Annotated in this window: 9 protein-coding genes; all 9 read right to left on the reverse strand. The window is 47.2% G+C overall.

What is annotated here, in order from left to right:
- On the reverse strand, positions 1 to 2,503 hold a 2,503-nt coding region (locus QXF64_05455), incomplete at its 3' end, for a DNRLRE domain-containing protein (protein ID MEM1689919.1).
- Between the two features lie 132 nt (positions 2,504 to 2,635).
- Positions 2,636 to 3,709 carry a CARDB domain-containing protein gene (locus tag QXF64_05460; protein ID MEM1689920.1) on the reverse strand — a complete coding sequence of 358 codons (1,074 nt, stop codon included), beginning with the start codon at positions 3,707 to 3,709 and terminating at the stop codon, positions 2,636 to 2,638.
- 93 nt (positions 3,710 to 3,802) lie between these two features.
- On the reverse strand, positions 3,803 to 5,203 hold the full coding sequence (locus tag QXF64_05465) for a hypothetical protein (protein MEM1689921.1): 1,401 nt from the start codon (positions 5,201 to 5,203) through the stop codon (positions 3,803 to 3,805).
- Positions 5,204 to 5,276: 73 nt separating this feature from the next.
- Positions 5,277 to 8,915 (reverse strand): LamG-like jellyroll fold domain-containing protein, encoded by a 3,639-nt coding sequence (locus QXF64_05470; protein MEM1689922.1) that lies wholly within the window; start codon positions 8,913 to 8,915, stop codon positions 5,277 to 5,279.
- A 5-nt stretch (positions 8,916 to 8,920) separates the two neighbouring features.
- A complete protein-coding gene (locus QXF64_05475) occupies positions 8,921 to 9,469 on the reverse strand; it encodes a D-lyxose/D-mannose family sugar isomerase (protein ID MEM1689923.1) in 549 nt (182 codons plus the stop codon).
- A 76-nt stretch (positions 9,470 to 9,545) separates the two neighbouring features.
- Positions 9,546 to 10,391, reverse strand: coding sequence for a carbohydrate ABC transporter permease (locus tag QXF64_05480; protein MEM1689924.1), 846 nt, complete (start codon positions 10,389 to 10,391; stop codon positions 9,546 to 9,548).
- The gene (locus QXF64_05485) at positions 10,388 to 11,242 is read right to left on the reverse strand and encodes a sugar ABC transporter permease (GenBank protein MEM1689925.1); all 855 of its coding nucleotides are present in this window, start codon (positions 11,240 to 11,242) and stop codon (positions 10,388 to 10,390) included. Before QXF64_05485 ends, QXF64_05480 begins: the two co-directional genes overlap by 4 nt.
- Before the next feature lie 13 nt (positions 11,243 to 11,255).
- Positions 11,256 to 12,614, reverse strand: coding sequence for an ABC transporter substrate-binding protein (locus QXF64_05490; GenBank protein ID MEM1689926.1), 1,359 nt, complete (start codon positions 12,612 to 12,614; stop codon positions 11,256 to 11,258).
- A 2-nt stretch (positions 12,615 to 12,616) separates the two neighbouring features.
- The gene (locus tag QXF64_05495) at positions 12,617 to 15,361 is read right to left on the reverse strand and encodes a GH92 family glycosyl hydrolase (protein ID MEM1689927.1); all 2,745 of its coding nucleotides are present in this window, start codon (positions 15,359 to 15,361) and stop codon (positions 12,617 to 12,619) included.
- Positions 15,362 to 15,600: the final 239 nt, after the last annotated feature.

The following is a 15,600-nucleotide window of genomic DNA, read 5'->3' on the forward strand; positions in this document are numbered from 1 at the left end:
CCTCCGAGACTGAGCATCCAGTTGTGTCTATGTAGGCTGATCCTAGCGGACAGCTGAAGCTCCACGTTCCTTCACTCTTCGTGGCCTGCCACGTGTAGTGGTTTCTCGTGCTGTCTGGGTCGCCACTGCCCAGAGAGCTCTCATAAGCCATCAAAGTTATGCTTGAGAGGTTCATATTTCCGTCCGAAACTGTTACAGTAACCGTGGTCCAGACATATGGCGTCCAGATTATTTCCGCTGGAACCACGCTCTGAACCTCTGGAGGAACGTTGGGCGTCTGCTGAATGGTAGCAGAAGCAGGTAGCGCTGCAGCTGACGCGGTGTACGTCACCAAGAGATAGGGTCGGAGAGAAGCTGTTTCGTATTCTTTTGAATACCAATATGGCTCCGCGCTGTTCCAGTCACTTCTCTCATCAACTGCTTTCACAGCAAGCGAAACGATTTTGTCGCCTGCGAACTGGTCTGAGACCCAGCTGGTGACATCCCAGCTCTCCCAGAAGTTTTGCAATTTCGTCGGACGTGGAGAAACTCCCGTCCATCTGACGTAATCCACATAGAAAGTTCCGCTCGTTTCGATTGTAATCTTGAACAAACCATAAGCTTGTCCCAGATTACTCCAATCGCTCGCCGGGATGGTTATCTCCTGCCATCTGTCAGTTCCATCCCATCCATAGTTACTTATATACTTGGTTTGCGTGGTGCCCTGTGGCGCTTCTATCTCAACCTTTAGATTTGCAGTAGTTTTGACCCAGAATTTCAGGGCGGTCGCACTTGAGAGGTCTACGGTGTGATCATAGGGAAGCCTGATAAACACTCCCCATCCAGCCCAGTTGCCCGTCGTTGAGGTCCGGAAACACCTTGTTCCTTCAGGAGAAGGCATGACATAATTCCGATCAAAAGTCGCAGTACCTGATTCATCGTACCAAGTCAAGATTTCAGAGTTGACTGGGATACCGGCGTCAGAGTAGGGGGAAATCCCGACCCATCTAACCTTGTCGATATAGAATGTCCCGCTTGATTCAATCGTTATCTTGAATGGACTGTAAACTTGGTCGAGATTCTGCCATTCGCTGGCTGGAATAGTTATCTGTTGCCATCTGTCAGTTCCATCCCACCCATACCAGTTCAGATACTTTGTCTGGGTATTTCCCTTCGGCGCCTCGATTTCGATCTTCAGATTTGCCGGTGTTTTTACCCAGAACCTTAAAGCTGTTGCTCCTGAGAGGTTTATGTAAACTGGCAGATCGAAGTGAAGTAGCAGAACGGTGTTCTCATTTGCTCCGAGATATCTCCCAGCTCCATTGTTGTATCTGTAAGAAACTTCCTCCGAGCTTATCGCCTGATTCTCCACCCTAACCTCGTCTATTATCCCCTTGAAGAATCCCCAATCGCCATCGGCCTTTCTTCCCACGCATAGAGGCCTTGTGTTAGATGCTATGTTTCCCGTCCATGGTTCTGTGGCAACCAGAGAACCGTCGTAATAAAGCCTCAGATATGAGCCGTCAAATGTTCCAACTAGATGATGCCAGCCTGTTTGGAATGTTGTCTGATACGCAGCAAACGAGCCCCACTCCCCACCTCCTGGACCCACACCGAAAACTATTTGGAACTGCCCGTTTTCATCAGTCTCTATATATAGCTCGTATCCCTTTGAATTATTGATGGCTCCTTCAAATTTCGAAACAACAACCTGACGACTATTCTCGGCCGGCTGCTCGACAAAGTACGCCCAAGCTTCGACCGTCACTCTCGTCGGGTTTAGGCTTGCGCTGTCCTGAACGGAAACATACGCATTCGTTCCGTTGAATCCGAGAGCTCTATAGATTTTACCAGAATTTTCTGTAACACCGCCGTTAATTGTTCCATGATTGTTCAATCCGGAGTCGTCTCTCACATTCCTGTTGATGATAACACCCCAACCTGCCCAACTTCCAGCATTGGTGGATGTCTTGAAAGATTTACTGCCCTCTGGTGGAACTATACCGGTATATTCTACATCAAAGCTTCCTTGATCCCCCTCCGACCAGGTCCAGACGACAGAATCCGTTGGAATTCCCGCATCTGTGTATACATCATAATATGTGTCCGCAAAATACGTCTGTGCAACTCCTTCGAGATCTCCTATCGATGGCTGATTGTTCCAAGTTATCGTTGATTCGCTCCAAGCGTCGTTTGAGACCCGGTAGACCCCGATCTCTCTGTTGGTGTCTCCCGATTCGACGCCGCCATCATCATATCTGTAAAGGAAAAGTTTTGCCCCAGTTATTGTCGCATCACTCGGAATCTGTGAAAGATCAAATTTGAGGAAAGATCTTCTGTACCATTCTGGATGCTGACCAGCGGCTGCAATATGGGATTCGCTCCCATAATTTGTGTTTGGCGTATGATTCTCTACCTTAGCATCAGCAACCGGAGAAAGCTTTACAGACCCATAAACTATTGTGGTCGCGGTACTCTGCGGGACTAGGAAAAGTTGCGGGGAAAGTGCAATTGATATTAACATTATGGACAGACAAACCGAGAGGATTTGAGACTTTTTGAACATCTCAACCTCGCTTTAAACTCAGATACCACTCATTTTAATTTTTTCGAAAGAAGTAGGTGTTTTCGCATTTTTAAGAAAATTTATTAAAAATCATGAAAATTTCAAAATCACAGCTATTATTAAGATTAAGACGATTACCGAAACCACGGCAACAACAGGCACAGTTGGAAATGGTTTCGGTTTCTCTACAATCAGCAGGCTGCTCAAACCATCGACAGAGATCGTGTGCTCGCCAGGCTCCTCGACGGATACTGTGAAATCTACTGTTGTTCTTTGTCCAGCCGCAAGCAACACTTCTCTCGTTTCAATCTGAACTCCGTCTATCTTCAGAGTTAGAGTGTAACTTCCAGAAATCGTTCCAACGTTTGCGACATCAACAGAAGCGGTCACTTGCTCACCTGGCCTGGCTCGATTTTTCGACAGCCGGAGATTTTCCACAGCAAATTCGGCTACCTCCTCCGAAACCGTTACTATTCGGGAGAATCCATCCACAGAAACCGTGTGGGTCCCAATCTGTTGTATCGAGAGAGAAAAGGTTACCGTTGCCGACTGACCTGGATTAAGCTCAACTTGTCTGTTGTCGATCTGTGTCCCGTTCAACCTCAAGATGACGTTGTAACTCCCGGCAATCGTTCCGAAGTTTACAACGCTAACCTGTACACTGAATGTTTCGCCCGGCCTGAGAGCCGATTTAGATATGCTGAGATTTTCCAGTCTGAACTGTGCCATTCCCACGATGTTCAAAATGGCGCTTAAATTATCCACGGAGATAGTGTGGGGTCCCAGCTGCAGAATGGATACTGTGAAAGAAACCGTTGTCGATTGTCCGGCTGCTAGATAGACAGTTAGGTTATCCACAACGTTGTTATCGACACGCAAAACTAACGTGTGTTGTCCATCTGCCGTGCCTACATTTTTCACAGTTACCTGAACAGTGACATTCTCGCCAGGAAGCGCGTTATCCTTAGATAGTTTCAAATTTTCTATCACAAACTGCGCAACATTCTCGGGCGGAGGTAGAGGTGGAGGCGGCGGGGGAGGAGGGATGTTTTCCGGCAAAACCGTCACCTGAACCTGAATAGGAATCTCTTGTGGGGCAATAACCGGCATGCAAAACAGAATGAGCATAAACACACTTGTTAAAATCGAGATCGCTCTTCTCATTTTTTCACCTTTTCTTTTCATCTGAAAGATATAAGTTTTTCGCCAATTTGCAAAAAAAAAGAAAAACGGCCCGGATCATCCGGGCCCTCTCGCTTATGGCTGTTGGGTTGAGAGCCAGATGTCATCCCAGAAGATGTCGGTTGATGGAACCGCAGTCGACGTTCTCTGAGCAGTTATGTAAATTCTTGCCCTTACCGCGTTCTCTGGAGCAGTAACTTGATAGGACACCTGTACCCAAGAGTCAAAAGCTGTTGCTGTGAAACCGCTGCCCGGTGTCTGTATGTAACCGCTATCGTTTTCCCAGTATGGATACCATCTCACTCTGAAGAATAATCTATAGTTCTCCGGAAGAGCTCCACCTCCAGGATTCACTATATAGTAGTATCCCACAAGGTAGTACGTCGCGCCCGGGGTGAAGTTTGTAATGTTGTCTGAAGTCACGTATGAGCCATAACTGGTTGCCAGCTGTGTCTGCTTCGCCGAGTAACTACCAGTTCTGGCGCGCTCACTAGATCTCGTCGAGTACGGTGGGGAGAACTGCCAGAAAGTGTCGTCCTCAAAGCTCGGGTTCTGAACCAAGTTCTGGGGTGATGGGGGTACTATCAGAGTTTCCACTCTTACGTAAAACGTGTTTGTGTAGTTTCCTGCGACAACATTGCTCGGTATGTCCAGCCTCCACTGTATCTGTCTCTGAACACTTTCTCCATATGAAACATTCTTCCAGACGTTCTCGTACGTCGTGCTCAAGGAGACTTCTTCTTCACCTATCGCTTTTGCCGCGCTCGCGGGTATTATATTTCCATTGGAGGTAAAGTTACCGGCCGCTTTGACTTTGATGGCGAAGTTCCGGTTTGAAGATACCGTCACAGTCATCGGACTCTGGGTTGCGTAAACGCTCTGCCCTTTGTAGCCGCTGAAGGAGAGGGTGTATGTGCTCAAAGACATCTCGAGGTAGACCTGAACCATAATCGCGTTGATATTCTCCAAATAGTTGTCTAAGCCAACGTTGTCTACTGCTCTAACATAAAGATCCCAAAATCCTGAAGCCGCGATCCTCGCAAGTTTCACCCGGAAGATTGCAGTGTATGTGTTTTCGGTCGGGTTCTCCTGAACTGACGAGTTGATGTTATCAATATAGTTCGCTCCAAGCGGACAGCTGAATCGCCAAGTTCCCGTGCTTTTCGAAGCCACCCATGTGTAGTGGTTTCTGACGTTGTCGGGTGCCGCGTTATCGAGAGAGTTTTCGTAGGCCATTAGATAAATATTTTCCAAGTTCATCTCGTTGTCGTAAACCACCACTACAATATTTGACCAGATGTTTGGAATTATCTCGACATTTTCTGGAGAAACCATGAGAACTGACGGTGGGTAGTATGGAATCTCCCAGATCTCTACTTCGACGTTAACCTGCTGCTCCTGATCCTGAGAGAGAACCGCCGGAATCATCGAAATGCTGATCAACAGTCCTAATAGAAGAGACACACTCTTCTTCATTAATTTTCCTCCAAGAGCAAATTGTGATCATTATTGTTTAAAACTTTTCGGTGCTGGACTTTTCCCCTTTTACTTATTTGATTAGGAAAAACTTGAAAATCGCGAAAATGGCGCCTCCAATGGCTATCACAACTCCCACGACCCAAAGTGGAAAACCTGAAGGAACCACTTCCACGCTCTCGCTGAGCCCGTCCACATTCACGGTGTGTGTTCCACTCTCATCGATTGACAAAGTGAAAAACACACATACAGACTCCCCCGCTGGAATCTCCAGAATTTTCTCATCTTTCTCGACGTTGTCAACAGCAAGCTTTATTGTTGTCTGCCCGGTCTCGTCACCGACATTTTTAACCCAGACATAAACCTTGAACTTTTCGCCGGGTGAAACTCTTCTCTTGGAAAGGCTCATGTTCTCGATGACGAAGACGGCCGGAGACCTCACAGTCAGCAGCAAGTTCTCCGACCACATTTTGCCGCCTCCGCTTACCGTCAGGCGCAGAGTGTACGTTCCCGCTTGGGCATTCGACCCAACCGAAACCGTCAGAGTTGATGTAAACGATGGAACTCCGGAAGACTGAGAAAAGGAAGCAGAGGAATCTTGAGGAAGACCGGTCACCGAAAGATACATCGGTAGTTTAATTCCCGAAAGATAACCAATGGTAATCGTGAACGTCACAGATTCGCCGCGAAGAACCGTCCTTGATCTCGGAGAGACCGAAAGAGATATCTGTGGCGGCTGAACATTACCGAGATAGAAAATGAATTTCCCGCTTTCCCTTCTGTTTCCCATGCGATCTACTGCAACAACAAACCATTCGTAGAAATTTTCGCCCAGTGCCGTGTTGTAAGTTGTGGCCGTCACATTTTCCACATTTTGTCCATTTATCCAGACTTCATAATGGGAGAGCCCAGAAATTTCGTCCGAGGTAGCCTGCCACTGAAGGATGGGTGACTCTGAGAGGTGCGAACCGTTCTCCGGCGAAATTAGAGAAAACTGAAGAGGTGGTGTGAAATCCGCTACAAAGGTTTTCACAAGGCCCATCACCACCTTCCCGCTGTTGTTGTCCATAGCGACTGCGCGGAATTCGTAGGTTGAATTTTCCATGATCCCCGAGACTATCGCCGAGAACCATTCACGCCAGCTCATTGTCCGTTTAGTGGTCTGGCTCCAAGAACCGCCCGCCGGTCTCCATTCCAACCAGACCACAGTTTCCTGGTTATCAAGATCTTCAAGAAAACCGGAAAGAAGAACCGAACCAGATTGAACAGCCAGAGGATTTCCTGTCGTTGAGATTATGGGAACCGCCTGTCCGTAAAAGGCGAAACTCGAAACTGATGGTGAGTGTGTTACATTTTCCGAGCGCAATGAAAACGTTACTCTCACAAATCTCGTCTGGGGAAGAGAGAGCGGAATTTTCTCAACACCTCCACTTAGAGTTATCCATCCGGTATTTTCCGCTGCCGTGGACCCGTCAAGTGAAGTCTCTACAAGAATCTTTACTTCTTCTCCCTGCGCGATCTTCGAGGATACTTCGAGAAATTCTAAAGACGACGTTTGGCCAAGATCGATCCAGTTTGAGATCCACTGACCGGATGTTTTGACTTCAGACAGCCCAGAATATAAAATCTTTATCTCGCTTTCAGACAGAGGTCTCCCGAAAACCATCACTTCATCGATCAATCCGTCGAAGCCCTCACCTCCTCCGGGTTGATTTCCAATTGTGAACGAATTGGTATTTGAATTCAACCTCCCGAAGGAAGCCGGAGCTTCCCCAAGTCGAACCGCGTTGTCTTTGTAAATTCTGATTTTGCTCCCATCCCAGACGGCCGCTATTAGACTCCACGAATTGTTTGGAAAGTTTTGATCGGGGACCTCAAGCGTGTACTTGTTTCCAGCAGAATCCCAGACCATAAACGCGGTTGTTCCCCTAGCGCTCTCATTCACTCTCAACAGATAAACAATGTCTTTTTTCACGATTTCTCCGTTGTGCGGCTTCGAGCGCGGATTTATCCAAGCAACTATCGAAAGCCCAGAGAGTCCTTCCAAGATATCTTTATCTCCGACCTCTACTCTCGCCGTCCCTCCGGGAAAATCTAAAGCTCCGCCGATCCGTCCAGTAACCCATGATGCGCCAATAACCGTCCCGTGATTGCCGTAGCCGCTAGAGTCGTAAGCGGTTGCCCCAGATCCTTCATCGAATTTCCACCATCCGATTGGATCGAGCTTTATCAATTCGATCCCACCATATTGTTTGATTAAGAGATTTCCAGAGGTTGATCCAATTGACCACTCCTCCTGCGTATCGACAGAAAGAAGACTCTCCCTTTCTCTTACTGGAGCTCTAGCCAATCCAACGTACATGTCCGCTGCGCCGTAGTAAAGATACCAAATATTATCAACTCTGACGAGACCTTCAGCGAAAACGCAATCCACGACCTGACCTGTCCTTTCCCAAGAGAACTCTGGTCGCATGAATGGCTCCTCGCATCTCGCCACAATTTTGGTCGGGTCTCTTAACGAAAAAATGACCCAGCCAACTCTCATCATTCCTCCCGAGCCGAGCGGAGCATCAAGCGAGTTGTAAAGGAGGAATATTCCATTTTGAAGAACGAACGGTGCTGGTCCGGGTTCTATTGTAAGAGCATCAAAATATCCCCCGCGCCTTCGCATAACGACACCCCCAAGTGTCCAGTCTGTCAAGTTTTCGGAAAAGGCGTAGTAGAGATCGCCACCTCCAGCTCCCGCCTCCAGATACATCCAATATTTTCCATTTATCTTCACGGGGACTATAGCGCCGGATTTTGTCCACAGGCTTGTGTCTCTGAACGCAAGTCCAACCTTTTCCCAATTTTCTAAATTAGCGGATCTGGCAAGGGCAAGCCTCGCTGTGGTCCCATCATAAGCCGTATACGTCATCCAGAAAGTTTCACCGATCTTCACAATTCTTGGGTCTTCGCATCCTCCACCGAGCTCATACCATTCTGTTGGAGCTATTGCTGGATTCGGTCTACGCTGCCAGTTTATTCCATCTGTGCTTGTGGCCATGCCGATTACGGAAGGTCCTCCATGTGAAGCCTGCGCCCTATAAAACATGTAGAAAACTCCATTGTGATAGGCAACAGCGGGATTATATGCGGCATACCCATCAAACCCGCTCCCACTTGGCCCAAAAACCGGAGAATTTTCCTTTACCCATTCGTTCTCGAAGAATGGGGGTTTCGACTCTGCCTTTTTCACCGGAATGTTTTCCCGCCGGTTTACCTTGAATCTCTCCGGAAATTCCCTGCTTGATCCATCCACACCAACCCAGACGCTCCAATTTCCAGGAGATGCTTTCCTATCAAGTTTTACTCTAAATGTCCATAGACCGGTGGAAACAGAGGATTTTGACGGATCGATATATCCAAATCCTGGACCTACCTCGGAGAACCCTTCACCCGACCGCCATCTGAATGTGTAGTGCTCCTCCAAGGAATCCCGAGCTTCAGGAGAAACTCCAGCTTTGTATAACTTGAGCAGAACCTCACTCGCGTTACCCGAAATCTGAACGCCTACGGAAAACCACACTTCCGGATCTATGTTGTCAAGAATTATTATCGCGGATATCTGTGGAGCTGATTGCGCAAAAACAGTTGCTTCCGAAGTTGAAGCGATAAGAGTAAAAGCAGCTAAGAAAAAGACGAGTATCCTCCCGGACTTCAAATCCGTCATCGTCTTCACTCGATTATTTTAGTAATTCGCTTTATCTCTGGATCTGTGAAAACATCGTGCTCATCGGTGCTAGTTGTGGAAAACTCAGAAACCACAGCTCCCTTCGGTCCAGCCTGGAACCAGTGCAACGTGTTTGGCGGAATTGTATACTGATCGCCAGGCTTCAGCACTATCTCATGTCTGGCTGTGAAATACTTTTCTCTTCCCTTAGGAATCTTGGCATGAATCTTTGGAGAAGGCTCGCCCGGCACGTAAAGGTATACTTTGCCCCAGCGACATCTGAAGGTCTCCATTTTTCCTGGTCTCTCACCAACTGGCGGATGTCTGTGCTCCGGACAAGTCTGATGGGGAAATAGAATCAACTCTTTCGCGCAGTAATAATCGTTGTTCACATAAACAACAAGCTGGAGTCCTATCCTCTCGACATCATTGAGACCGAAATCTGCAACCTCCATTTTTTCCTTTTCTTCTTTTGTCAGAACGATTCCCGCCTGTTTGAGAAGCCTCAGCGCCCGGTCCCTGTACCTTCTCCATTGTTCGCGAGTTATTGCCAACTATATCGCCTCCCTAACTTTTCACTCATTATCAATTAAAGCTTTCCGGTAAATTCTGAATTCCTTAATAAGAAACCTAATGAGCTTCTTCCTCCTCCATTATCGCCATCATGAAGTATCTATGGAGGAGAACGTAGATAACCAGCAGAGGCAAAACGGTCAGAATCGCACCTGCCATAAATAGATTCCACTTGGCGAGTCCTCCCATCATTCCGAAGAGTCCTACAGTCACGGGCATCGCCTGAGACTCTACTCCACCGAGAACAAGACCAAAGAGAAAGTCGTTCCAAATCGAAGTGAACTGATAAATCATCACGGAAATGATGGCTGGTTTAGACGCCGGTAGAATTACCTTTCTGTAGATTTCCCAGTCGCTCGCTTTTCTTTTCTTCAATTCCCTTATTTTTTTGTCTGGAATGTGCGTGTAGAAGTTTCTAAAGAGAAGTGTGCAGATCGGAATTCCGTAAACTGTGTGAACGAAAACCATGCCGGGAAGAGTATACGTGAGATTCAGTTCGCTCATCGTCCTGAAAAGGGGAAAGACAATCGTCGTGTAAGGTAGGAATGTTCCTGCGACCAAAACCATGAAGAGCAACTCCTTATACCTGAACTTCTGCTTGGAGAATACATAACCCATCCAAGATCCTATGATTATAGAGCAGAGAACCGCACCTGTCGTGAAGACTAGACTGTTGAGTAGTGGTCTCCCGAGTTTTTCTATGGCTTCTCCGTAAGCTTCCAAGGTCGGACTCCGGGGTGGCGCGAGCGGATTTGTGGTCCCTATTTCCGCCCAAGGCTTCAAAGAAGTGACTAAAGCGACCCAAATTGGGAGAAGGAAAATGAAGGTTACCACTATCAGAATCGCGTATATCAAAAGTCTTTTCCAATTCTTTTTGATATAATTCAAAACTTTCGCGATCATCTATGTCCCCTGTATGAGAACCAGACGTATGGGAGAACTATCGCCAAAACTATTCCGACGAGAATGTTACCAATCACTGCCCCGTAGGCGACGTTCATTTTCTGGTAAGCTTCCACATAAACCAAAATTGGGAGGGTGTAGTAAGAGCCTGGAGGATACCCCCGAGCCATCGTCCACAGGAGATCAAAGGATGCTTTGAGAACAAAAACGAAGATGACCACCGCACAACTCAGCAGAGGTATTCTCAACCTTGGAAACTCGACTTTCCAGAATATCTGCCACCAGTTCATCCCTTTTTTCCTTGCATTTTCTATTTCTTTTCTCGGAACAGATTTGAGACCGGCCAGCAAGACCAACGCAGAGTAACCTGAGAACTGCCAGATTATCGGAATCAAAACTGAAGCGAGTATTGCGGATGAGCTTATCCAGTCGCGAGCAAAGAAACCCAATCTTATCGACCTCAGAAGTGAGTTTATCGCACCATCCGGCTGAAACATCCAAGACCATATGACCCCAGTCACAACGAGTGAGAATGCAAACGGAAGTAGGAAGATTATGGTGAATATTTTTATCCCCTTTACTCGCTGGTTGAGCAAAAATGCGAGAAATAGTCCTGCGGCAAGACAAAGCGGAATTGCGGAGAAGAGAATGAACGTGTTGAGAAGAGATCTCCCGAAGAGATCGCTTTTTATTACGGCAGAGTAGTTGCTGAGACCCACAAAATTGTACGAGGGAATCGCTCCCTTCCAATCGGTGAAGGAAATCACAACGTTCCAAGTGACCATTCCGTAAACGAAGTAGGCTGCCAGAACAAAGAGAACCAACACGGTTAGGAGTGTTGTTCTCTCCAAGAATCTCCCTCTATCAGACGATGTCCCACGATATCGTGTAGGTTCCGGAGCGTATCAGAGAAGCGATTGTTGATGCCGAAGCGCTCACATTCTGGAACTCCACAAACTCGCTTATCTTCGGGTGAAGGTCGTACAGGATTTCGTTCGGAATGGCTATCCCGTGAGTGAAGCTCGGATAAAACTTAGTCTGCGGATTCCTCAGAGCAGAAGCCGCGTTCCTCGCATAACTGTTGGTGTATATATTGTCTGGAACATCACGATAGGGGGAAACCGAACCTTTGACCGGGTTGAAGCTTGATTGAACCTCTAATGTCGTGTAAGAATAAACCCACCTTAGACCTCCAATCACATTACCTTTCTTCGGAACAACAAAACCGTCAACCACTAGACCAAACAAGTTTTCCGTTCCTGGCGCCAAAAAGATGTCGTACTGAACTCCAAGCGTCCATCCTCTCTGCTCGAAGTAAGCGTTGGCCCAATCGCCATGCACGTACATCGCAACACGACCGTTAAAGAGCTGACCGCAAGCCTCCGCCCAATTTCTAGCACGGTGATCATCTGGAACATAACTCAAATATCTTTTGAATAACTGGAGGATTGGCTCCAGCTCTTCCGCCGTAACCGTTCCGTTTATGAACTTCTCATAGGTTTGTAGGCTATATCCAGCCATTATTGTTTCAAATATTTGGGTGGCAGCCCAGTCAGTCCCCATTCCGTCACCAACCTCTAGCGGATAGATGTTCAGACCTCTCTCTTGTGCCCTCTGCTTGATTAAGTCACATAGATTGAAGAATTCTTCCCAAGTTCTAGGTGGATTCGTCATATCTATTCCGAGTTGCTGTAGGAGTTGCTTGTTGTAGAAAACTACATTCGTTCTGTGTACCCCAACTGGAACCAAATAGTAATTCCCATCAAGCTTGCACATCTTCTCTACTATAGCCGGTACACGTTCGGCAATGTTCGCATACTCCCACAGATCGTTAAGATTTCTCAGATAGTATCCTCCGTATCTAGCTGTTTCGTAGCCGGGATGAGACTGGAAGGAACCCGGAATGTTTGTCCCGGCCACAAGAGAGGGAAGAATCCTCGGCGGCATGTTTCCACCGGCGCCTCCGGGCACGGGGACGGGCGTGAGAGTCATGTTCGGATAAAGCTGTTCCATCTTGTTCTTAAGAACTCTAAAACCTTGTTCCTCGACATCTATTGTCCACCAGTGGGCTACGCTCACGTTTCCACTTGCCTGATAATTTTCCACAATTTCTTGAACATTCTCAGTAACTTCTGCCGGTCCTTCACGTCTCGTCACGACCAAAACCAATCCAGCAATTACAAGAATACCTATGACCACTGCGAGTATTTGCGTTATCTTCAAGTTTATCTCCTCCTTCCTTTTTTCATTCTAAGCACATAAAAACCAAACGCTAAAACAATGAACGCTGCTACTGATATAATTGCAATGATGAATGTTGAGCCGAGGCCCGGTGTTCCTACAACGAAAGACGCCTGAAAGTTCTCAAGATCGATGGTATGCGTTCCCAAGGACAAAGCATGCGAGTAAATGTTAAACACCACCGGAAGGGATTCCCCAGGCTGAAGAGAAACAGTTCTTGAATCCACAACAATCCCATCAAGCTTTAGCTGCAGGGTCTTCTCCACCACTCTCGAGCTCTGGTTAGTAACGGTGACCTTAACTTTCAGAATGTCTCCTCGAGAGATGGAATTCGCCGATAAAGAGAAATTACTCAGAAGGATGTCGGAAACGGTAGAGCTAGACATGGAGGGTGGAGGCTCGCTCACGCCCCAGCTCGTGTTTGGATTTGGCCCCATCCAAAGCTCTAGCGTTCCTCCATTTATTATTTCAGAATGCCAGAGCCAAGCTCTTTCAAGTGGCTGCCCATTGAGTTTAGCTGATTGAACGTAAATGTTCGTTGGTGAATTGTTGTAAACGATTATTTCAAACTTTTTGTTTTGACCGTAAAAGCTCGGCAGATTTATCGTTATCTTGTCAAAAATGGGGCTTCCGATGACATACGTGAGACTAGGTGGACAAACCGGATAGAAACCCATAGAACTGAAAATAAACCACGCTGACATCTGACCGCAATCATCATTTCCGGGTAGACCGTGGGGACCGAGCCGATATCTCGTCTCCAGAACATTTCTCACCCAGTATTGTGTTCTCCATGGAGCTCCCGCATATACAAAGAGATAGGCGATGTGATGGCTCGGCTCGTTGCCGTGCCAGTAGTATCTCACCCTTCCCTGTTCCGTGAATCTGTTATCCGCAAGAAGAGAAGGTTCTTCGCTTTTTTCGAAGAGTCTTTCCAGCTTTCCGATGAAATTCTCCTTCCCCATTACGTCTATTAGCCCCTGAACATCGTGCGGAACGAACCAAGTGTACTGCCACGGATTTCCTTCATTTGGTTGAGTTATATATGAGTAATAGCCCCGCGGGTCGAAGGGTTCTTCCCAGGTCCCATCGGATTTTCTTCCTTGAACATATCCTTTGTAGGGATTGCCGGGTTCGCCTGGAGCTTCCGGATTGTAAACATTCCTCCAGTTTGTTGCACGTTGCATGAAGTATCTATAATCGTTGTCCTTCCCAAGAGCTTTTGCGAGTTGTGCTATACACCAATCGTCGTAAGCATACTCTAAGGTCAGGGAAACAGATTCGCGGTATCCCCTATCGGTCGGACAGTAACCGAGAGTCATGTAGTCTTCAATTCCCGTTCTTGCCTCATAGAACGGAGGTGGACTCTGAGTAGCGTTCTTCACCATGGCCTCATATGCCTTCTGAACGTCGAAGTCCGTTATTCCCTTTAGATACGCCTCAGTCACCAAAGAATCTCCGTGAGTTCCGATCATTATACTCGAATAACCAGGGTTGGGCCACTTTGGCATCCACCCTCCCTGTTCGTACATGGCAACCAGAGAACGCATCATATCCCTAACTCTTTCCGGAACTAGGAAAATTTGGAGAGCGTGCAGGGCCCTGAAGGTGTCCCACATTGAAAAATCATTGTAGAACTCCCAGCCGTCGCATGTATGCACACGTGCGTCAAAAACGCTGAAATATTTTCCGTATTCGGATGAGACCCTGGGAAGGAGAAGTGCATGATAGAGCGCCGTGTAGAATTTTATTTTATCGGCGTCTGTTCCACCCTCAACTCGGATCATGCTGAGAAGCTGGTTCCACTTCTGTCTAGCCTGCTGTCTAACACCATCGAAGTCCCAACCAGGAATTTCAGCTTGCATGTTGTAACGAGCCTGCTCAACGCTTATGAATGAGATGCTCGCTTTCACGTAAACAACTTCTCCTGCGCTTACGGGGAAAGATACCCAAGCACCAGAATTGTATGCGCGCACCTCAGTGTTGCCAGGATTTTTTGTGGAGCCCTGATATGTTCCCCACGAAGTAAACTGCTTGCTGAAGGTAACAACGTAGTATCCTTTGAATTCACCAGTTGGGGCTCTGTATAAACCGACGTCAGAATATCCGACAATCTCATTGTTTTCAGGTATTATCTTAGACCAACCTGTTCCTAAATGCGTGTCTATCAAAATGTGAGCATTGCCCGAGTTTTCGAATGTAAGCCTAAGAAGACCGACGCGCATAGTCGAGGTGACTTCTACTCGAATCCCATAGTCATCGAATGTGACCGCATAATAGCCGGGGGTTGCGATCTCCGTTTCGTGCCTTATCCTCGAGGATCTCTCCGGACCTGTTTTGACCTCGCTCCCGAACATCGGCATGATCGTTATGCATGCATAATCAGACATGCAGGAGCCGCTCGGGAAGTGCGATCCCCTTATTCCTGCTATTTCCATCGTGTCTGCTGGCTTCCACCTTCCTCCCTCCTCGATGAATATGTATTCATATGGATAGGAAATGTCTGAGGCCTGCTCCTTTCTCACCGGATCCCATGTTGTCATTGCGAAAGGAACAGCGGCGCCTGGACTTGTGTGACCATGACGAGTTCCGATGAAAGGATCTACATAATCAACCGGATCCGTGCCACGCGGAGAAGTGAGCCAAGGAACAGATGCAGATGCAGAGCTTATAAAAATAAGAAGAAAAATCGTCATAACGACTAGACTTCTCCCGAATTCTCTATTCATCTAGAATTCCCCTCCCAGTATCCTTCTCATTCTCATTTTTCGGAAAGGTATATAAAGATTTTTGACTCTTGCTGAAAAAAGAAAAAAGAAAGAAAAAGGAAAAGGGCTAGGATTAGGCCGAAACTCTCACGTAGAATGTGTTCGTGTAGTCTCCTGGAACTGCGTCGGCAGGTATGTCGAGTCTCCACTGAATCTGCTTCTGAACATCTTCACCGTAGGAGACATTGCTCCAGACTGCT

This window comes from Candidatus Hadarchaeales archaeon, from assembly GCA_038823825.1.
In the GTDB taxonomy this organism is placed as follows: Archaea; Hadarchaeota; Hadarchaeia; order Hadarchaeales; family Hadarchaeaceae; genus JAVZGN01.

Excerpts from the sequence above, each read along its gene's own strand:
- QXF64_05470 (MEM1689922.1), bottom strand. The coding sequence starts at position 8,915 with ATGACGGATTTGAAGTCCGGGAGGATACTCGTCTTTTTCTTAGCTGCT.
- QXF64_05480 (MEM1689924.1), bottom strand. The coding sequence starts at position 10,391 with ATGATCGCGAAAGTTTTGAATTATATCAAAAAGAATTGGAAAAGACTT.
- QXF64_05465 (MEM1689921.1), bottom strand. The coding sequence starts at position 5,203 with ATGAAGAAGAGTGTGTCTCTTCTATTAGGACTGTTGATCAGCATTTCG.
- QXF64_05460 (MEM1689920.1), bottom strand. The coding sequence starts at position 3,709 with ATGAGAAGAGCGATCTCGATTTTAACAAGTGTGTTTATGCTCATTCTG.
- QXF64_05495 (MEM1689927.1), bottom strand. The coding sequence starts at position 15,361 with ATGAATAGAGAATTCGGGAGAAGTCTAGTCGTTATGACGATTTTTCTT.